Annotated in this window: 19 protein-coding genes; 13 read left to right on the forward strand and 6 right to left on the reverse strand. The window is 52.8% G+C overall.

Annotated features, from left to right (window positions below; genetic code table 11):
• Nucleotides 1–23 precede the first annotated feature (23 nt).
• Genes kdsA through ftsB form a run of 3 tightly spaced genes read left to right on the forward strand, consistent with a single transcriptional unit; the run spans nucleotide 24 to nucleotide 2,588 of the window.
• On the forward strand, nucleotides 24–881 hold the full coding sequence (kdsA, locus tag HKT17_RS05945; protein ID WP_171098577.1) for a 3-deoxy-8-phosphooctulonate synthase: 858 nt from the start codon (nucleotides 24–26) through the stop codon (nucleotides 879–881).
• 47 nt (nucleotides 882–928) lie between these two features.
• Nucleotides 929–2,212, forward strand: a complete 1,284-nt coding sequence (eno, locus tag HKT17_RS05950; protein WP_105028791.1) for a phosphopyruvate hydratase — start codon at nucleotides 929–931, stop codon at nucleotides 2,210–2,212.
• Between the two features lie 46 nt (nucleotides 2,213–2,258).
• A complete protein-coding gene (ftsB, locus tag HKT17_RS05955) occupies nucleotides 2,259–2,588 on the forward strand; it encodes a cell division protein FtsB (RefSeq protein WP_171098580.1) in 330 nt (109 codons plus the stop codon).
• Here ftsB and hslO read toward each other — a convergent pair.
• Nucleotides 2,585–3,514 (reverse strand): Hsp33 family molecular chaperone HslO, encoded by a 930-nt coding sequence (gene hslO / locus HKT17_RS05960; protein WP_171098583.1) that lies wholly within the window; start codon nucleotides 3,512–3,514, stop codon nucleotides 2,585–2,587. The genes ftsB and hslO overlap by 4 nt on opposite strands.
• Nucleotides 3,515–3,536: 22 nt before the next feature.
• Complete coding sequence (locus tag HKT17_RS05965) at nucleotides 3,537–4,061, reverse strand: gamma carbonic anhydrase family protein (protein ID WP_171098585.1); 525 nt, start codon at nucleotides 4,059–4,061, stop codon at nucleotides 3,537–3,539.
• Between the two features lie 79 nt (nucleotides 4,062–4,140).
• On the opposite strand from HKT17_RS05965, the gene HKT17_RS05970 reads away from it, so the two are divergent.
• From HKT17_RS05970 to HKT17_RS06010, 9 genes are read left to right on the forward strand one after another with little or no spacing between them, the layout of a single operon-like run.
• Nucleotides 4,141–4,950, forward strand: coding sequence for a ferritin-like domain-containing protein (locus HKT17_RS05970; protein WP_171098587.1), 810 nt, complete (start codon nucleotides 4,141–4,143; stop codon nucleotides 4,948–4,950).
• A gap of 15 nt (nucleotides 4,951–4,965) precedes the next feature.
• Nucleotides 4,966–5,865, forward strand: a complete 900-nt coding sequence (locus HKT17_RS05975) for a 3',5'-nucleoside bisphosphate phosphatase (protein WP_171098589.1) — start codon at nucleotides 4,966–4,968, stop codon at nucleotides 5,863–5,865.
• Nucleotides 5,866–5,876: 11 nt separating this feature from the next.
• Nucleotides 5,877–6,533, forward strand: coding sequence for an L-threonylcarbamoyladenylate synthase (locus HKT17_RS05980; RefSeq protein WP_171098592.1), 657 nt, complete (start codon nucleotides 5,877–5,879; stop codon nucleotides 6,531–6,533).
• A complete protein-coding gene (locus tag HKT17_RS05985; RefSeq protein ID WP_105028797.1) occupies nucleotides 6,533–7,189 on the forward strand; it encodes a site-2 protease family protein in 657 nt (218 codons plus the stop codon). The genes HKT17_RS05980 and HKT17_RS05985 overlap by 1 nt, the downstream gene beginning before the upstream one ends.
• A 6-nt stretch (nucleotides 7,190–7,195) precedes the next feature.
• Nucleotides 7,196–8,233 (forward strand): tryptophan--tRNA ligase, encoded by a 1,038-nt coding sequence (gene trpS, locus HKT17_RS05990; protein ID WP_171098594.1) that lies wholly within the window; start codon nucleotides 7,196–7,198, stop codon nucleotides 8,231–8,233.
• A 1-nt stretch (nucleotide 8,234) separates the two neighbouring features.
• Nucleotides 8,235–8,822 (forward strand): class I SAM-dependent methyltransferase, encoded by a 588-nt coding sequence (locus HKT17_RS05995; protein ID WP_105028799.1) that lies wholly within the window; start codon nucleotides 8,235–8,237, stop codon nucleotides 8,820–8,822.
• Nucleotides 8,823–9,701 carry a 4-hydroxy-tetrahydrodipicolinate synthase gene (gene dapA / locus HKT17_RS06000; protein ID WP_105028800.1) on the forward strand — a complete coding sequence of 293 codons (879 nt, stop codon included), beginning with the start codon at nucleotides 8,823–8,825 and terminating at the stop codon, nucleotides 9,699–9,701. It abuts the gene before it with no gap.
• A gap of 24 nt (nucleotides 9,702–9,725) precedes the next feature.
• Entirely contained in the window at nucleotides 9,726–10,883 is a 1,158-nt protein-coding gene (gene bamC / locus HKT17_RS06005; protein ID WP_171098596.1) for an NlpB/DapX family lipoprotein, read from the forward strand.
• A 5-nt stretch (nucleotides 10,884–10,888) separates the two neighbouring features.
• Nucleotides 10,889–11,707, forward strand: a complete 819-nt coding sequence (locus tag HKT17_RS06010; protein ID WP_168426945.1) for an MBL fold metallo-hydrolase — start codon at nucleotides 10,889–10,891, stop codon at nucleotides 11,705–11,707.
• Between the two features lie 81 nt (nucleotides 11,708–11,788).
• Here the strand turns inward: HKT17_RS06010 and HKT17_RS06015 are convergent, their stop codons facing one another.
• Complete coding sequence (locus HKT17_RS06015; RefSeq protein ID WP_105028803.1) at nucleotides 11,789–12,010, reverse strand: hypothetical protein; 222 nt, start codon at nucleotides 12,008–12,010, stop codon at nucleotides 11,789–11,791.
• Between the two features lie 238 nt (nucleotides 12,011–12,248).
• Complete coding sequence (locus HKT17_RS06020; RefSeq protein WP_105028804.1) at nucleotides 12,249–13,400, reverse strand: cupin domain-containing protein; 1,152 nt, start codon at nucleotides 13,398–13,400, stop codon at nucleotides 12,249–12,251.
• Between the two features lie 101 nt (nucleotides 13,401–13,501).
• Between HKT17_RS06020 and HKT17_RS06025 the strand changes: the two genes are divergently transcribed.
• Entirely contained in the window at nucleotides 13,502–14,050 is a 549-nt protein-coding gene (locus HKT17_RS06025) for an FKBP-type peptidyl-prolyl cis-trans isomerase (protein WP_171098599.1), read from the forward strand.
• Between the two features lie 32 nt (nucleotides 14,051–14,082).
• Here the strand turns inward: HKT17_RS06025 and HKT17_RS06030 are convergent, their stop codons facing one another.
• Entirely contained in the window at nucleotides 14,083–15,090 is a 1,008-nt protein-coding gene (locus HKT17_RS06030) for a metallophosphoesterase (protein WP_171098601.1), read from the reverse strand.
• On the reverse strand, nucleotides 15,087–17,651 hold the full coding sequence (gene mutS, locus HKT17_RS06035; protein ID WP_240965953.1) for a DNA mismatch repair protein MutS: 2,565 nt from the start codon (nucleotides 17,649–17,651) through the stop codon (nucleotides 15,087–15,089). The genes HKT17_RS06030 and mutS overlap by 4 nt, the downstream gene beginning before the upstream one ends.
• Nucleotides 17,652–17,664 lie beyond the last annotated feature (13 nt).

Below are 17,664 nucleotides of genomic sequence, written 5' to 3' on the forward strand. Positions count from 1 at the left end.
TGGACCCAACAGGAGGACACCTGATGAAACTATGCAATTTTGAAGTGGGTTTGGACAAACCATTTTTCCTGATCGCTGGCCCATGCGTGATTGAAAGTGAACAAATGGCCATGGACACGGCAGGCCAGCTCAAGGAAATCTGCGAGTCGCTGGGTGTGCCTTTTATTTACAAAAGCTCGTACGACAAAGCCAACCGCAGTTCGGGCAAAAGTTTCCGCGGTCTGGGCATGGACAAAGGGCTTGATATTCTGGCCAATGTAAAGAAAACCCTGAACGTCAACATTCTGACCGATGTACACGCGATTGAAGAGATCACGACAGTGGCCAGCGTGGTGGATGTGTTGCAAACCCCTGCCTTTTTGTGTCGTCAAACTGACTTCATTGAGGCTGTGGCCACCTGTGGCAAGCCAGTGAACATCAAGAAAGGCCAGTTTCTGGCTCCTGGCGACATGGTCAACGTGGTGGACAAAGCCCGAACTGCCGCCATTGAAGCCGGCGGTGATGGCAAGAACATCATGGTGTGTGAGCGCGGTGTAAGCTTTGGTTACAACAACCTGGTTTCCGACATGCGTAGCTTGGCCATCATGCGCAACACAGGTTGTCCAGTGGTGTTTGATGCCACGCACAGTGTGCAGTTGCCGGGCGGGCAGGGTACGGCCAGTGGTGGTCAGCGTGAATTTGTGCCCGTGTTGGCGCGCGCCGCTGTTGCAGTGGGCGTGGCAGGTTTGTTTATGGAAAGTCACCCTGACCCCGCCAAAGCGATGTCAGATGGCCCCAACGCCTGGCCCTTACCTCGCATGAAAGCCTTGTTGGCCACCTTGCAGGAACTGGACCGTTTGGTGAAGTCTGGCCCATTGGCCGAAACAGACCTGATGAAATAAACAGGCCGAGTATTCAAAACAGAATTTAATCCATCCAAGAGGAAACTATGAGCGCAATTGTTGACGTGATTGGTCGTGAGGTTATTGATTCTCGCGGCAATCCCACCGTGGAATGTGACGTGTTGCTGGAAAGTGGTGCCATGGGTCGTGCGGCCGTGCCCTCTGGTGCGTCCACGGGTACTCGCGAAGCCGTTGAACTGCGTGACGGTGACAAGTCCCGTTATTTGGGCAAAGGCGTGTTGCGCGCGGTTGAAAACATCAACACCGAGATTTCCGAAGCAATTTTGGGCCTGGATGCGCAAGAGCAGGTGTTTCTGGATCAAAACCTGATTGACCTGGACGGTACAGAGAACAAGAGCCGCCTGGGTGCCAACGCCACTTTGGCGGTTTCCATGGCCGTGGCCCGTGCTGCAGCTGAAGAAACTGGTTTGCCCTTGTACCGTTACTTCGGTGGTATGGGAGGCATGAGCCTGCCAGTGCCCATGATGAACGTAATCAATGGTGGTGCACACGCCAACAACAACCTCGATTTGCAAGAGTTCATGATTTTGCCGGTGGGGGCGCCTTCTTTCCGCGAGGCTATTCGCTACGGTGCTGAAGTGTTCCACGCACTGAAGAAAATTATTCACGACAAAGGCATGTCAACAGCCGTGGGCGATGAAGGCGGTTTTGCGCCTTCTGTAGCCAACCATGAAGCTGCCATTCAAATGATTATTCAGGCGATTGAAACCGCTGGTTTTGAGCCTGGCACGCAGGTGGCTTTGGGCCTGGATTGTGCAGCCTCTGAGTTTTACAAAGGTGGCAAGTACAAGCTGGCCGGTGAGGGCATGGAGCTGAGTTCACAGGAATTCGCACACCTCCTGGAGAGCTGGTGCAACAAGTACCCCATTATTTCGATCGAAGACGGCATGGCCGAAGACGATTGGGACGGTTGGGCTTATTTGTCAAAAACCATGGGCCGCAAGGTGCAGTTGGTGGGGGATGACCTGTTCGTAACCAACACCAAGATTTTGGCCGAAGGCATCGAAAAGAAAATCGCCAACTCCATTCTGATCAAGATCAATCAAATCGGTACTTTGACTGAAACCTTTGCTGCCATTGAGATGGCCAAGCGTGCTCGCTACACAGCGGTTATTTCTCACCGTTCAGGCGAAACAGAAGACAGCACCATTGCCGATATTGCGGTGGGTACCAATGCCATGCAGATCAAGACAGGTTCTATGAGCCGTTCAGACCGCATTGCCAAGTACAACCAGCTGTTGCGCATTGAAGAGGATTTGGGTGACATTGCTTACTACCCCGGCCGTTCAGCCTTCTACAACCTGGATTAATCGGTATTAATCGAAGGTGGCCCCGCAGTGCGGGGCCTTCTTGTATATGAACCCCAGGCTGATTTCACTTGTCCTTTTTGCCTTGCTGATTTTGCTTCAATACCCACTGTGGTTTGGCAAAGGCGGGATGCTGCGCGTCAGTGACCTTGAAGATCAGCTTGAACAGCAAAAGCAGGTGAATGACGCGCTGCGTTTGCGCAATCAACAACTCGAGGGTGATGTGCGCAGTTTGAGCGAGGGCGTTGAGGCGATTGAGGAGCGCGCCAGAAATGACTTTGGCATGATCAAGAAAGACGAGGTGTTTATTCAGTTGATTGAGCCGCGCAGCCAGCCAGCCGCCACACCACCAGGTGCCGCGGCAGAATCCTCGAATTAGTGCAAGGTGGGAGGCTGGGGTTCTTGTGGACCTTCGTGGTGAGAACTTTCGGTAAATAGCGCGTTGCAATCGGCTCGAGTGAATGAGTAATTTGCATTGCAGAAGTCACACTGAATTTCTACAGTCGGGTTTTCGGACAAAGCATCATCCAGTTCGGCCTGTCCCAAAGAAAGCAACATTTTTCCAACTTTGTCACGTGAACAGGTGCATTCAAAATGTGCCTGGCGTTCTGCCAGTCCATCCGGGTCTTCTTCCCAAAAAAGACGCTTGGCCAATTCATCGGTTTCGGTGGCCAGGTGTTCCTCGGTTTGCAGCGTATTGATCAAGGCCTTCAATCGATCCCAGCCGTCAGCATCGAATTCTTTGCTTGAAACAACACCGCCATGTTGTGGCATTTGCTGAAGCATGACGCCCGCTGCTGTGGTGGCGTCGGAGTTCAGAACAAGGCGGGTTTCCAGTTGCTCGCTGCTGTGCATGTACGCTTCAAGCGAATCAGCCACAGAGGTACCCGCAAGCGGCACAATGCCTTGGTAGGGGGCCTGACCCGGCAGGCGATTGCGTGGGTCCAGAATAATTGCACATATGCCCTTGCCTGTGGTATTGACCAGGTCTTTGAAACTGGCATTCTCGGGAATTTGTGTACCTTCAACCAATTTCACGGTGGCGCGCAAACCCAAACGGCTATTGCACTCCGCCACCAGCAAACGAATGGGTCCGTCGCCCTGAATTTGAATAATCAGCGAGCCTTCAAACTTCAAGGAGGCTGACAACATGGTGCTTGCCGCAACCAGTTCACCCAGTACTTTTTGAACCGGCCTTGGGTAGTCATTGTTGTTGACCACTTGTTGCCAGGCTTTGGACAAATGTACCAAGTGCGCTCGGCAACTGGATTGATCAAAGATCAGGGTGCGTAGTGTGTCGGTCATGGGTACAAATTGAGGCAAAAAATTAGTTGTCTATTCGTTCAAGCGTTTCTTTGAACAGCTTGGCTTTTTGCACGTAGAAGGCAGCGCCAATCAGGCGTGCCACTTCGTCGTCGTTCAGGGTTCGGATCACTTTTCCGGGCGAACCGACCACCAGCGAGCGGTCGGGAATTTCTTTGCCTTCGGTGATCAGGGCACCGGCGCCGATGATACAGTTTTTTCCAATCTTTGCGCCGTTCAGCACCACTGAACGAATGCCAATCAAACTGCCTTCGCCTATGGTGCAGCCGTGCAGACAGGCCTGGTGCCCCACGGTGACATTTCTTCCGACCACCATGGGATAGCCAATGTCGGTGTGTAACACGGCGCCTTCCTGTACATTGCTGCCTTCCATAATGTGGATCAATTCGTTGTCGCCGCGAATGGCCGCGAAATCCCAAACCGACGTGTTTTCATCAAGTTGCACTTTGCCAATGATGCTGGCCATTTCGGCCACATAGGCGCTGGCGTGCACGGTGGGGGCTTCGCCATTGATTTTGTACTTGGCCACAATTGTCTCCTGTGTCGGGGTGTTGCCATGGTGTCTTTGCCTTAAAATAACATGCATCGAACCCTTGTGCAGTGTGGTTATGGGCAGTGAACTGGAACAAACTTTGAGACAAGCCGCCTTGCAGGCTTTGGCGTGTAAAAACTCCGTGGAAAAAGTGCGTCTGGTCTTGGCGATTGATGAGAGCCTGCCAATCGGCGGTGAAGCGGTGTTTTCACCTGGTGTGGGCCGCCCCGACAAACCGGAGTTGGTACACCCGGCACGCGTGCCCACACGCAAAGTCAGCCAGCCTGTGGGGCGGGGCATGCTTTTGCACTCGCTGGCGCACATTGAGTTCAATGCAATCAACTTGGCGCTAGACCTGCTGGTTCGTTTTTCCTCCATGCCCGACCAGTTTTATCTGGATTGGTTGAAAGTGGCCAAAGAGGAGGCCTACCACCACACTTTGTTGTGCGACAGAATGATGTCGTACGCTTTGAATTATGGGGATTACCCCGCGCATGACGGTTTGTGGCAAATGGCTGAAAAAACCAAACACAGCTTGCTGGCCCGGCTTGCCTTGGTGCCGAGGCTTTTGGAGGCACGCGGACTGGACGTGTCACCAGCCATACGTGAGAAACTGGCCGCGGCCGGGGACATGGATAGTGCCGAGGTACTAGACATCATTTTGCGTGATGAAATTGGGCATGTGGCCATTGGCAACCGCTGGTTCAATGAAGTGTGCAACAATGAACAACGCGACCCAATTGAGGCTTTTGAGCATTGCCTGCGGGAGTACACCGCTCCGCAGCCACGTTCACCCTTCAATTTCAAGGCTCGCGCCCAGGCAGGTTTTTCTGAAGAGGAATTGGCCTGGTTAATGCAAGTTGAATTGGAGCAATCCGCCCAATAAGCGGATTGCAAAAGTATGAGTACAGCAGCATCCCCTTTCGCCAAAGAACCTGATTGGAATGATCCGCATTTGATTAATGCGGATTTGCATTGCCACTCCACCGTGTCGGACGGCACCCTGACGCCCGAAGAACTGGCTGCGCGCGCCGCCGCCAACGGAGTGCAAATTTGGTCTTTGACCGATCATGATGAAGTGGGTGGTTTGGCGCGAGCAGCAAAAGCAGCAGCTGAACACAACATGATTTTTGTACCTGGTGTGGAAATTTCGGTGACCTGGTCCGCGGTAACCTTGCACATTGTGGGTTTGAATGTGCAGTACGAGAATTCGCCGCTTGAGAAGGGTTTGGCCAGCGTGCGCAACGGGCGAACCGAACGAGCCATGGAAATGTCGCGGCAACTCGAAAAGGTGGGCATCGAAGATGTGTATGAAGGTGCCTTGAAGTATGTGGGCAACCCCAACCTGATTAGCCGAACCCACTTTGCCCGTTGTTTGGTTGAGCGCAAGGTGTGTACCGATATTCGCGAAGTGTTTGAGCGTTTTCTAACCCCGGGCAAACCAGGTTACGTGCCCCATGAATGGGCCAGCTTGAAGCAGGCGGTCGACTGGATTCTGGAGTCAAACGGCTTGCCTGTCATTGCGCACCCGGGGCGTTACGATTTGAATCCCATGCAGATGGATGAACTGGTTGAGCAGTTTGTCAAAATGGGTGGAGTTGGAATTGAGGTGGTCACGGGCAGCCACACCACCGACCAATACGCCACCTATGCGCGGAAATCTGTTCGATCTGGCTTGAAGGCATCGCGCGGATCAGATTTTCACGGCCCCACTGAATCCAGGGTTAATTTGGGTGAATTGCCCCGGTTGCCCGACGGCTGCGTGCCAATCTGGGATAATTGGGGCAAGTTGTTCAGCTAACAGGATACCCATTGGCGCAGTTATTCAACGTACATCCTCAAAACCCACAATCGCGTTTGTGCAAGCAGGCGGCAGACCTGATCAACTCGGGTGGAATTGCTGCAATTCCCACCGACAGCTGCTATGCGCTTGTTTGCCACCTGGATGATAAAAACGCGGTCGAGCGCCTGCGCAGGTTGAAAGGTATTTCAGAGAAGCAGCATTTGGCCTTGTTGTGCAAGGATTTAAGCGAGCTGGGAAGTTACGCCAAGGTAAACAATGTTCAATACCGTTTGCTGAAGTCAGTGTTTCCCGGTCCTTATACATTTATTCTTGAAGCGACCAAAGAAGTGCCCAAGCGTGTGTCGCATCCTTCGAAAAAATCAATCGGTTTGCGCGTTCCCGCACATGCGGTGGTGCAAGGCTTGCTTGAGCACATTGAGGGTGCGCTGATTGCCACAACGCTGCAGTTACCGGGTATGGAAGAGCCTGCGCGAAGTGGTTGGGAGGCCCAGGAAGCCGTGGGCAACGACGTAGATTTAATTGTGGACGACGGCGAGTACTGCGGCGCGTTTCCGACCACCGTGATTGACTGGACCAGCGAAGAGCCTGTGGTTGTGCGAATCGGTGCAGGGCCTCTGACTGGTCCGCTTGAACCCGTGAATGTTGAAGAACAGGAAGAACTGTGATGGATTCAAGCATTATTCAAACGATTGCGGTGTATGCCTTGCCCGTGTTGTTTGCCATTACCCTGCACGAGGCAGCACACGGTTATGTTGCCCGAATGTATGGCGACAACACCGCCATGTACGCGGGCCGAATTACCTTGAACCCGATCAAGCACATTGACCCGGTTGGAACCATTCTGGTGCCGATTGCAATTCTGGTGTCCTCAAGCCTGATGGGTATTGGTGCCTTTCTGTTTGGCTGGGCCAAACCTGTTCCGGTGAATTTTGGCAACCTGCGCAATCCGAAAAAAGACATTCGTTTTGTAGCCTTTGCCGGGCCTGGCGCGAATTTTGTGATGGCCTTGCTGTGGGCACTTAGCCTGAAACTGCAGTTTGTCACCGGGCTGAACGAGCCCTTTTTTGCCGAAATGGCCAAAGCGGGCATTGTGGTGAACCTGGTTTTGGCTGCTTTGAACCTTCTGCCAATTTTGCCGCTGGATGGTGGCCGAATTCTGTTCAGCTTCCTGCCCAGTTCTGCAGCCTACAGTTTCAGCCGCACCGAGCCCTATGGCATGATCGTGCTCATTGCACTCCTGATGTTGGGTATCTTGCCCATGTTCATCCAGCCCATTGTTAGTGCCGGGTTGAGTGTGCTAACCCTTTTGTTTAATTTCTAAGTCACCATGTTTGCTGAACGCGTATTGTCGGGCATGCGCCCAACCGGTTTGTTGCACCTTGGCCATTACCACGGTGTGTTGAAAAACTGGGTGAAACTTCAAAACGAATTTCCCTGTCTGTTTTTTGTGGCCGATTGGCATGCGCTGACCACGCATTATGAAACTCCGGAAGTCATCAAGGAAAATGTGTGGGACATGGTGGTTGACTGGCTGGCTGCGGGTGTTGACCCCGAGAAGGCCACCTTGTTTGTTCAGTCCAAGGTGCCTGAGCATGCTGAGCTGCATTTGTTGCTGTCGATGAATACACCTTTAAGCTGGCTTGAGCGCGTGCCTACCTACAAAGACCAACAGGAAAAACTTAGCGACAAAGACCTGGGCACCTATGGCTTTTTGGGCTACCCCTTGTTGCAGTCGGCTGACATTCTGATTTACCGTGCCACACGAGTACCGGTGGGTGAAGACCAGGTGCCCCACATCGAGCTGACCCGCGAAATTGCGCGGCGCTTCAATCATTTTTACAGCAAGGAAAAACTGCTGGATGCGAAGGGGGCTGAAATTGGCCGCAAGCCGATTTTGCTGGAACCCAAAGCCTTGCTGACCGAGGCCAGCAAGATGCCAGGGTTGGATGGCATGAAAATGTCCAAGAGCTACCAAAACACGCTGGCCTTGCGGGAAACACCCGAGAACATTTCCCAGAAAGTACGCAAAATGCCAACGGACCCGGCCCGCGTGCGCCGCACCGACCCGGGTGATCCTGCCAAATGCCCTGTTTGGCAATTGCACGAGGTGTATTCAGACGCCAGCACCAAGCAGTGGGTGCAGGAAGGTTGCAAATCGGCGGGCATTGGCTGTATTCAGTGCAAAGAGCCAATTATTCAGGCAGTAACCGACGAGTTGGCGCCTATGCGCGAACGTGCAGCCATGTACACCGAAAACCCGACATTGGTGCGAAAAATCATCAGCGAAGGCTGTGAGCGCGCACGTGCGATGGCCAACGACACGATGCAGGATGTGCGCAAGCACATGGGGCTGGATTATTCCTGACATGGCTACTGATCACGCCAATCCAGCCATGGCGCCTTCGCCATGGGTTCGTCAGTGTGTTGAAAGCCTGCAAGGTTCGGTTGCGGTCAAGCCGGGTTTAAGGGCGCTTGACCTTGCTTGCGGTGGCGGGCGACATGCACTTTATTTGGCCAGTCTTGGTTATGTTGTACATGCAGTAGACAAAAATACACCTGACACGGTCTGGCCGGCGAATGTGCAGTTTCAGGCCATGGACCTGGAACAGGCTGACTGGCCATTGGCGGGGCAGCAATACGACTTGATCGTGGTGACCAACTATTTGCATCGCCCCCATTTCGAGAACCTTTTGGGCAACCTGAAGTCTCAGAATGCAGTGCTGGTTTACGAAACCTTTATGGATGGCAATGCGCAGTTTGGTTCGCCACGGAGCCCGGATTTTCTGCTTCAACCCAACGAACTGCTGTCCCGTATGTCTTTATTGAACATACTGCGTTTTGAACAGGGGCTTCGAAGCATGCCAAGCCCTGCAATGATTCAACGGGCCATGGGCATTACAGGCACTTGGTCTGAGATACAATCTGGAACAATAACACTCACTCAAAGGGACTAAATGATCACTGGCAGCATTGTCGCGATTGTTTCGCCGATGTTTGAAGACGGGTCGCTGGACTATGACAGCTACCGTCAGCTCATTGATTGGCATATTGAACAAGGTACCGACTCGATTGTAGCGGTAGGAACCACTGGGGAATCACCCACAGTGGACGTGGAAGAGCACGGCGAACTGATTCGTGTGGCGGTTGAGCAGGCGGCGGGCCGCATACCCATTATTGCAGGCACTGGTGGCAATTCAACCACCGAGGCCATTGAACTGACCGAGTTTGCGCGCAAGGTGGGTGCTGCCGCTAGTCTGCAAGTGGTGCCGTACTACAATAAACCAACTCAGGAAGGCATTTACCTGCACATGCGCAAGGTTGCCGAGGCTGTTGATTTGCCGGTGATTTTATACAACGTACCTGGCCGCACGGTGGCTGATATGGCACATTCCACAGTGGTACGCTTGAGTCAGGTAGATGGCATTGTGGGTATCAAGGAAGCCACAGGCAACCTTGAGCGCGGGGCTTGGTTGATTCGCGACACATCCGCTGATTTCGCTGTGTACAGTGGTGATGACCCCACCGCAGTGAACTTGATGTTGATGGGCGGAAAAGGCAATATTTCCGTGACCGCCAACGTGGCCCCAAAGTTGATGCACGAACTTTGTGCTGCGGCCATCGCGGGCGATGCGAAAACCGCGCATGCCCTGAATTTGAGCTTGCTGGATTTGCACCAGGCCATGTTTGTACAGGCCAATCCAATTCCCGTGAAGTACGCATTGAGCAAAATGGGCAAAATGGCACCCGGTGTGCGCTTGCCTTTGACCCGACTGGAATCCAATTTTCACCAAACCGTGGACGCCGCCTTGCGTGCGCACCGGTTGATCGACTAAAGACGACTTAAGGCTGTGAAACACATGGAATTGAACAAGATGACCCCTTTCAAGCTGTTGCTGATCGCAGCGGCCGTATCCACTGCCGCAGGCTGCGCCTCTTACAAAGAGGCTGTGGAAGGACAGAAAACGGCTTACCGCACTGCCGAAAAGCGCGAGCAGGGCCTTGAGGTGCCGCCAGATCTGACTGCGCAGTCTGCCGATGAGCAATTCCTGATTCCCGGCGAGTCCGGTTCCGGTTCGGTGTCTGCTTCGTCGTTTTACAGTGGTGGTGGTACTCGCCCAGCGGGTGCTCGCCCACAAGCGCAGGCTGAGCCGGTTTTGGTTTCGTCCGATGATGTAAAAATCAAACGAGTGGGCAACTTGCGCTCTCTGGAAGTGAAAATGCCACCCGAGCAACTGTGGCCAAAATTGCGCGAATTCTGGAAAGACACCGGGTTTGAACTGGCCGTGGATGATCCAAAAATTGGCTTGATGGAAACCAATTGGGCTGAAAACCGCGCCAATATTCCTTTGGATGGCATTCGCAAAGTGATTGGCACGGTGTTTGATGGTCTTTACTCCAGCAACACCCGCGACCGTTACCGTACCCGTGTGGAGCCGATTCAAGGTGGTGTTGAAATTTTCGTGACTCACCGTGGCATGGAAGAAAACTACACTGATCAGGCCCAGTCCAACTTGGTGTGGATGAATCGCCCTTCTGATCCCGAACTTGAAGCTGAAATGCTGAACCGCTTGATGGCGAAGCTGACTGGTGATGAGAAGGCTGCTGCCGCAGCGGGTCGGCCAGTGGGACAAGAGCTCATTTCGGTTCAGAAAAAACCCGAGGGTACAGCCATTGTTTTGGCTGAAGACTTTCCCTTGGCCTGGCGCCGTGTGGGCTTCGGGCTGGACCGCGCTGGTTTTATTGTCGAAGACCGTGACCGTTCCAACGGTGTGTATTACGTGAAGTACATTCCCGATTCCGCTTCTGCAGAAGGCGAAAAGAAGGGTTTCTTCGGGAAAATCTTTGGCGGTGCTTCGAATGACAAATCCTTGAAAGCGGATCAACGCTTCCAGGTTGTTGTTGCGCCTGAGGGAGACAAGTCCACGTCGGTCAAGTTTACTTCCGAGCGCGGTGCAGCTGTGGACGCCGCAATTTCCGAAGAAGCGGCAACCAAGCTGGCCGGAAAACTCCGGTAATTGGTGTGCGTTTTGCGAGTTTGGGCAGTGGCAGTGAAGGCAACAGTTGGCTGTTTGAATGCAGGCTGACTGACACACCGACGCGCTTGATGGTGGATTGCGGTTTTGCTGTGAAGGAAACCGTTGGCCGCCTGGAGCGAGTTGGGCTCACTCCGCAAGATGTCGATGCAATTGTGGTTACTCATGAGCATGGGGATCACATAGGCGGTGTATTCAAATTCAGCCGAAAGTTTGGTACACCCGTGTACTTGACGCATGGTACCTGGCGCGCTGCCTTGCGGTCCAAACTAAGCGATGAAGACTACCTGCAGTCAGGCAAGGTGGTGTTAATCGAGAGCCATGCAGCATTTAACGTCAAGAACCTGACGTTGCATCCCTTTCCCGTGCCCCATGACGCTGCTGAACCCATTCAAATGTTGATTGAGTCAAGGTCGGGCTTCGTCACTGGCATTCTGACCGATTGTGGCAGTGCTACGCCGCATTTGATCAGCATGTTGAACAAGGCTCATGCCTTGATTCTCGAATCCAACCACTGCCCCGAGATGCTGTCCAATTCGCCTTATCCACCCAGCCTGAAAAAAAGGGTAGGAGGCGATTATGGTCACCTCAGCAATCAGGTGGCTTGCGATATTCTTCGGAAACTCGATTCTGGAAATTTGCAGTTTGTGGTGGCAGCGCATTTAAGCCAAACCACGAATTGTCCCAAGGTGGTTCAACAAATGTGGGCGGAGGTATTGACCCCGCGCGGAATCGCGTTTGACATCGCCTGCCAAACCGAGGGTTTTGCCTGGATCAGCCTTGATTCGCAGCAAGTGGCCGCTTGATTTTTAGGTGATCCAATAAAAAAGCCCCAGATTTTCATCTGGGGCTTTTTAGCTTCAATCGCTTTTACAAGCGAATTGAATTTACTTCTTTTCTTCTTCAGCTGGAGCTGCTGCTGGCTCAGTAGCGGCTGGCTCAGTAGCTGCTGGCTCAGTGGCTGCTGGTTCTGCGGCCATTGGCTCAGCGGCAGGAGCTTGTTCAGTTACAGCAGGAGCTGCTGGTTCAACTGGAGCTGCTTCTTCTTTCTTGCCACAAGCGGCCAATGCTACTGCAAACAAAGATGCGATCAAAATTGAGTTTTTCATGTTTATTCCTTTTGGGGTCACGAACTAGACGCCGATTCAAGCGTCTTTTTTAGAGCAAATAGGCTCACAAGAGAACCCAGAATCACCCATTTTCCTGCTGGGTGTTCAAGCACTCAAGCGGAAAACTCTGCAAATTCTATCGAATAGCCTGTCAAATTCAAGTCATTGTTTCGACCTTATTTTCGAAGCAAAATTCTATTGACTTTGCTGAGTCGTTTCAAATTCTAAATGAAATTAATCACATTAGGGTTTCTACCCAACCGGCTTTTGCAAAACCAATTAAAAAATACTGAAATTCAGGATTTTTTAAAGCTTCTGCAGCGTCGATTGGCTCCATTTCACGCTGGTTTGCGAGCATTTGCAGCTGTTTAACGGTAAGGGCACTGGTCGGGTTGACAGCATCGCCATTGATGTAAAAATCGGTGTCTTTGAACAACATTTTAGTTTTCATGCTTAATGCAATGCCGCGTTCTCCAAGAACACTAATTATTTCGTGTATCTCCTGATCTTCGGTGTTGTTTACAAAATACACATGTGGCTTGGGTTCTGTGAGCAAAATCCCCATGCTGCGCTGGATTTGAGGCGATTTCGCTGAAAATTGCCGAATCAAATTAAATCCAAAATTCAGCAAATCGTCAGGAATTTCTGCAGGGTTTTTCTGTAACCCTCGGGCGGGGTCAGAAAACAGTGTTTGAGTCATGCCTGGATCTTGATCAATTTGATCGGCCATGTCGCGCAATATGCCACTGAGAACCTCGGCCTGCGTGGGCGCCCTGAAGCCAATGCTCAGGGTTGAGCAGGTTCCCTCTGCGATGCCGTCGTGCCCATAGTTCGGGGGCAGGTAAAGCATGTCACCAGGCTCGAGAACAAACTCCTCGGTGGGCTCAAAGTTTTTGAGAATTTTCAGGGGCATGCCTTCTTCAAGTTCTTTGTTCGGCAAGGGGCCAATTTTCCAGCGCCGTTTGCCGTGCATTTGAAGCAGAAAGACATCGTAGGAGTCGTAGTGTGGACCCACGCCCCCGCCATCGCTGGCCAGGCTTAGCATCACGTCGTCAAGGCGTGCATCGGGAATAAAGCGGAACAACTGCAGCAGGTCATAAGCTTCGGGCAAGTGGTGGTCAATGCCCTGGATCAGCACGGTCCATGCTTTTTTCTTCATCGAGGGCAGCGCATCAAACGGGCCGTGTTCAAGTGTCCAGCCTGCTTTGCTGTGTTGTATCAATCGGCTTTCGATGTCTTCATCGGATGCCATCTCGGCGATGGTGTCGAAATCGCACAGTGGTTCGAAATTCGGAAATACCTGACGAAACAAAAATGGCTTGATGTGCCAATGCTCGGTCATGAATTGTTCCACGGGGAGGTTTGCGATGTGGGTGAGGGGTTTGATCATCTGAAGGGGGCTTTATTTGGGTGATTTATCGATTACGGGTATCATAGGCCACCTTAAAAGACTGCCCACTGTTCGGGCGCTGATTTCTGGAGTTATGTACGATGATTGTTGAGCACGGCACGGTGGTTACCCTTGATTTTGAGCTGCGTGATGCGCAGGGTGAACTGATTCAGGAACACGGTGGCGAGCCGATCATTTACCTGCATGGCAGTGAGAATGAGGTGTTTCCGAAGCTGCAAGAGGCAGTTGAAGGCAAGGCCATTGGCGATGAGGTGTTCGTTCAACTCGAGCCTGAGGATGCCTTCGGAGATTTTGACCCCGAATTGATGCGGGTAGAAGATGCGGACAGTTTTGCTGAAGACCTTGAAATCGGTATGCAACTGGAGGAGGTTCCTGTTGAAGATGAAAACGAGCCTGACCTGCAAGCTGACGAGGAAAACACTGGTTTTGGTCGGGTTTGGACTGTGACTGACATTGCCGAAGGCAAAGTGGTGCTGGATGGCAACCATCCGTTCGCGGGCATGGCCTTGCGCTATCACCTGAAGGTGCTGGATATTCGTGCTGCCAATGAGGAAGAAAAGGCGCAGGGTGCTGCGGCGCAATCGCTGTTCAGCATTGCCCCCAACCCGGATGCACGCAAACTGAATTAACCGTTTGGCCTTGGTTGGGCTTTATTTCAGGTTTAATTGTCAGCAGTGGGGCTTGGCAGCGAAACGCTGCTGGCCTCAAATGGCGTTGCATTGCCTTGTTTCACCTTCACCTGCACCCAGGCATTCATGAAGGGGTGCCCCCAGCCCTCGACCCGGTAAAACAGTGCATCTGAGCTGGGTGTGCCACCGAATTGTTTAAGGCCGGGTTTGTCCCATTTAAACCGGTGTGTGTCGCCATGCGCCAGCAGCACTGGTCGCTGGGTGGTGTCGATGTATTTCACCAGCCTTGTCATGAAAACAGCGTAGCCATTCCGGGATGGGTTGGTGCTGGTACCACCTGAACCATCAATTGGATTGCCCTGAATGGCGATTACGGTCTCCGTAGGGCGTGTACTGTCATGTTCAAACAATGCTTCAGCTTCGCTTAGCCATGCGTCGATCGCTTGATCTCGGGCTTTCAACAATTGCTTTGCTTTTTTTGTGCTGGTTTTTCTGGATTTCGGGTTGAGCAAATCGTTGTTACTGCCCGGAATATTCAAACTCACAAAGAGGGTACTGCCTTGTGTCCACATCAGGTGTTCAGGGTAGGGTGGACTGGTTTGTTGCCGAACGGAAAAGTTTTTTTTGCCCAGTGAGCGGGGCTGTGAAAATGCCTGCTGGCGCAAGAAATTCAGGCGTTCCTGGCTGTCGAAATTACCGTTGGATGGCCTGTGGCAATCGGTCCATTCGTTGTCGCCGGGCACATATACCAGGGGCTTCCCGCTTCGCTGCAGTTGCGCAAGGCGACGGTTGATTAATTCATTGGCGCAAGGCTCAATGCCACCTTTGATGTCGCCAATATGCAAAATCCAGTGAATATCAGGTTCATTCCCAATGTGTTGAATCAGGTTGTCGGTGGCGGGCTCGAAGAAATTGTTGTAAGGCTGATCGCCGATCAGTGCAAAGCTGAAGGTGCTGTGCTTTGGGCTGGCTTGGGCAGCCGCAACGAAAGTGACCAAGGCGGCCGCACAGGCTTTGGTGGCTGCGCGGCGCAAATTCATGTTTGCAGGCCTTTTAGCTGAAAGATTAACTGCAATGCTTCGCGCGGGCTGAGTTCGTCGGGATCAATCTCGTTGAGTTTTTCGAGAATCAGGTTCACGTGCTGCGCGCTGGCTGGCTGTTCAACCGCATCCTGACTTGGCAGGTCGAACAGATCCACCTGGGCGTTCATGGCGCGTTTTTCAGCCTCAAGCTGATCGAGTCGTTTTTGTGCATTTTTCACCACCAAGGCGGGCAAGCCCGCAAGCTTGGCCACTTGCAGGCCATAACTTTGGCTGGCAGGGCCAGCTTCTATGCGATGCAAAAACACCAGTTTGCCCTGGTGTTCGGTAGCAGACAAATGCACATTGAACACACTGTCCAATTCATGGCCCAGTGCTGTAATTTCAAAATAGTGTGTGGCAAACAGTGTTAAACATTTGTTGGTGTTGGCCAAGCGTTTTGCGATTTCCCAGGCGAGGGACAAACCATCGAAAGTTGAGGTTCCCCGTCCAATTTCATCCATGATGACAAGGCTGTGGGGTGTCGCCTGGCGAACGATTGTGGCGGCTTCTGTCATTTCCACCATGAAGGTGGAACGGCCACCGGCCAGGTCATCGGATGCACCAATGCGCGTAAAAATTCGATCGAGTACGCCAATTTGTGCACTGGCTGCCGGCACGAAACTACCCATGTGCGCCAGCAATGCAATGAGCGCGGTTTGTCGCATGTAGGTGCTTTTGCCACCCATGTTGGGGCCGGTAATCAGTGCCATGTGTTTGCCGGGGTGCAAGGTGCAATCATTCGGGGTGAATTGCTCCACTTGTACTTCCAGCACTGGGTGGCGCCCTTGCTGAATGTTCAGCAGGGCATGCGGCACCATTTGCGGGCGCACCCAATTTGCCTCGAAAGCCACAATGGCCAATGCCGCCAAGGCATCAAGTTCAGACAATTCACGCGCGCAGCGCTGCAAAAATGGGGTGAACTGACCCAGCCACACCATCAGGTTTTCATAAATGACCTTTTCAAGGTTCAGGGCCTTGTCTTTCGCGGAGAGCGCTTTTTCCTCGAAGGCTTTCAGTTCTTCAGTGATATAGCGTTCGGCATTCTTCATGGTTTGCCGGCGAATATAGTGTGCGGGCACTTTGTCGGCCTGCGCACTGCTGACCTCGATGTAAAAACCATGCACCCGGTTGAATTCGACTTTCAGATTGGCGATGCCGGTGGCCTCACGTTCCTGTTTTTCCAGTTCAATTAAAAACTGCCCGCTGCCGGTTTGAATGTTTCGCAATTCGTCCAGTTCAGTGTGGTAACCATCGGCAATCACGCCGCCGTCACGTATCAGTACTGGTGGGTTTTCGGCCAAGGCTTGCATCAATTCAGCCAGCAGTTCGGGTGGTGCCTGAAAGGCCTGCTGTGCTGTTTCAAATGCGCTGTCGCCAAAGTGGGCAATGAGTTGTTCCACTTGGGGCAGCGCTTGAAGGCTTTCCCGCAGGGCCAGCAAATCCCGAGGCTTTGCCGTTTGCATGGCCACGCGACTGCTGATGCGCTCAATATCGGCCATTGCACGCAATGTTTTAACCAGATTGAAGCAGACAGGTTCTGGCGCCTGGCCCAAGGTGGCAAGCAGGTGCTGTATTTTGTTTTGTCGTGCTTCAATGGTGGCCAGGTTGCGCAAAGGTTCCAATAGCCATTGGCGCAAGCGCCTGGCACCCATGCCGCTACCGGTGCGGTTAATGCGCGAGAACAGGGTGGGTGCGGGCTCGCCGCGCAATGTTTCTGTCAATTCCAGGTTGCGGCGTGCGGCTTCATCCAGCACCAGAAAGTCTTGCTCGTGTTCAACTTGAATATCGGACACGTGCTTGAAGTTTTCAATGCTAAGGTGCGTTTCCTTTGCATATTGCAACGCGGCGCCCATGGCGGGCACGGCCAGTTTGGCGTTGTGCAATTCGAGGCTTGCCAGGTTGGCGGCTTGCAGCACGGATTGCAAATGCGTTTGGGCAAAACCTGCGTCAAAGTGCCAAGCGGGGCGCTCGATGCAGCCGGTTATTTGGCTGTGTTGTGCCCATGTGCGGTTGTTTACAAGCACTTCGGCTGCGTTGAACCGGCTTAAGTGTGCTGCCAGTGCGCCTGAATCGCATTCCAGCAAACGAATTGAACCTGCAGACAGTGCCAGACAAGCCACCCCCCAGTACTTGCCATCCTCGGAGAACAGGCTGAGCAGAGTCTTGTTTTCCTGGTCAGGCAGCAAAGTGGATTCGGTCAGTGTGCCTGGTGTAACTACCCGCGCCACTTTGCGTTCCATGGGGCCCTTGGTCAGGCCAGGCGTTCCCACCTGCTCGCAAATGGCCACTGAATGGCCCAGCGCCACCAGTTTGGCCAGGTATTGATCGGCCGCATGAAAAGGCACACCCGCCATCGGAATGGGTTGACCAGCTGATTGGCCTCGGTGGGTCAGGGTAATTCTGAGAAGCTGTGCGGCCAGTTGGGCATCGTCGAAAAACAGCTCGTAAAAATCGCCCATGCGATAAAAGAGCAGCTTGTCGGGGTACTCGGATTTCAGCGTGAGGTACTGCTGCATCATCGGCGTGTGGCTT

Source organism: Limnobacter sp. SAORIC-580 (assembly GCF_013004065.1).
In the GTDB taxonomy this organism is placed as follows: Bacteria; Pseudomonadota; Gammaproteobacteria; order Burkholderiales; family Burkholderiaceae_B; genus Limnobacter; species Limnobacter profundi.

Coding starts and splice junctions, on each gene's coding strand:
- HKT17_RS05970 (WP_171098587.1), top strand. CDS start 4,141: ATGGGCAGTGAACTGGAACAAACTTTGAGACAAGCCGCCTTGCAGGCT.
- mutS (WP_240965953.1), bottom strand. CDS start 17,651: ATGATGCAGCAGTACCTCACGCTGAAATCCGAGTACCCCGACAAGCTG.
- HKT17_RS06025 (WP_171098599.1), top strand. CDS start 13,502: ATGATTGTTGAGCACGGCACGGTGGTTACCCTTGATTTTGAGCTGCGT.
- HKT17_RS06030 (WP_171098601.1), bottom strand. CDS start 15,090: ATGAATTTGCGCCGCGCAGCCACCAAAGCCTGTGCGGCCGCCTTGGTC.
- HKT17_RS06020 (WP_105028804.1), bottom strand. CDS start 13,400: ATGATCAAACCCCTCACCCACATCGCAAACCTCCCCGTGGAACAATTC.
- trpS (WP_171098594.1), top strand. CDS start 7,196: ATGTTTGCTGAACGCGTATTGTCGGGCATGCGCCCAACCGGTTTGTTG.
- ftsB (WP_171098580.1), top strand. CDS start 2,259: ATGAACCCCAGGCTGATTTCACTTGTCCTTTTTGCCTTGCTGATTTTG.
- kdsA (WP_171098577.1), top strand. CDS start 24: ATGAAACTATGCAATTTTGAAGTGGGTTTGGACAAACCATTTTTCCTG.
- HKT17_RS05975 (WP_171098589.1), top strand. CDS start 4,966: ATGAGTACAGCAGCATCCCCTTTCGCCAAAGAACCTGATTGGAATGAT.
- hslO (WP_171098583.1), bottom strand. CDS start 3,514: ATGACCGACACACTACGCACCCTGATCTTTGATCAATCCAGTTGCCGA.
- HKT17_RS05995 (WP_105028799.1), top strand. CDS start 8,235: ATGGCTACTGATCACGCCAATCCAGCCATGGCGCCTTCGCCATGGGTT.
- HKT17_RS05985 (WP_105028797.1), top strand. CDS start 6,533: ATGGATTCAAGCATTATTCAAACGATTGCGGTGTATGCCTTGCCCGTG.
- dapA (WP_105028800.1), top strand. CDS start 8,823: ATGATCACTGGCAGCATTGTCGCGATTGTTTCGCCGATGTTTGAAGAC.
- bamC (WP_171098596.1), top strand. CDS start 9,726: ATGGAATTGAACAAGATGACCCCTTTCAAGCTGTTGCTGATCGCAGCG.
- eno (WP_105028791.1), top strand. CDS start 929: ATGAGCGCAATTGTTGACGTGATTGGTCGTGAGGTTATTGATTCTCGC.
- HKT17_RS06015 (WP_105028803.1), bottom strand. CDS start 12,010: ATGAAAAACTCAATTTTGATCGCATCTTTGTTTGCAGTAGCATTGGCC.